The sequence below is a fragment of the Xenorhabdus yunnanensis genome (genome assembly GCF_028598805.1).
Classification (GTDB): Bacteria; Pseudomonadota; Gammaproteobacteria; order Enterobacterales; family Enterobacteriaceae; genus Xenorhabdus; species Xenorhabdus yunnanensis.
Map to the genome: position 1 here is coordinate 1 of NZ_JAQRFI010000210.1, position 634 is coordinate 634.

Annotated in this window: 1 protein-coding gene and 1 pseudogene; both read left to right on the forward strand. The window is 46.1% G+C overall.

Annotated elements, in window-relative coordinates:
* Nucleotides 1-278: pseudogene (locus PSI23_RS21835) on the forward strand (hypothetical protein); the annotation flags it as partial.
* Nucleotides 278-634, forward strand: a 357-nt coding sequence (locus tag PSI23_RS21840) for a phage protein NinX family protein (RefSeq protein ID WP_273557023.1), incomplete at its 3' end; no start/stop codon positions are given. The pseudogene PSI23_RS21835 and the gene PSI23_RS21840, both read left to right, overlap by 1 nt.

Below are 634 nucleotides of genomic sequence, written 5' to 3' on the forward strand. Positions count from 1 at the left end.
TGAACAAAAAGGGCTTTGTCTCTTTCCTCTCGATCAGGTCGAAGGAGATCGCAGAGCCAAGCGAAACGAAGACAGGCCTAATAAACCCCACCATAAGGACTTTTGAGATGACAGAGAAAGAACAAAATTTAGCTGAATTAAAACGTATAGCGTACGAAAAACATCAAGCAGCACTCACCGCATGGCATGAATACGCATGTGCCTGTGATTTAGGCAACGAAAGAATAGCCGCATTCGAGAGATACGAAAATATCAGACTGGCACTGAGGATCGGATAATGAAAATCAAAACATCGGAACTGACGGGACGGGCGTTGGACTGGGCAGTGGCTAGGGCGATTGGTATGGATATTTATATATGCGGTCGTTCTCGTGATGATGAATATGGATGGATTGGTAATTATAACGTCACGGAGGCGGCATTTGAGAAACCGGTTATCACCGTTGGCCTCTGTGGTGAGGTTCGTATTGAATTTCAGGCAGAGGCAAAACCGTATTCCCCCTCAACCGATTGGGCGCAGTGTGGGCAGTTGATTGAGAAGTACGAAATGGACGTATGCCCAGTTATGGGCGGGACTTATTGTGCTGGGTTATCAATTACATATGGTGCTCTATGCCCTGATGATTATGTGAAC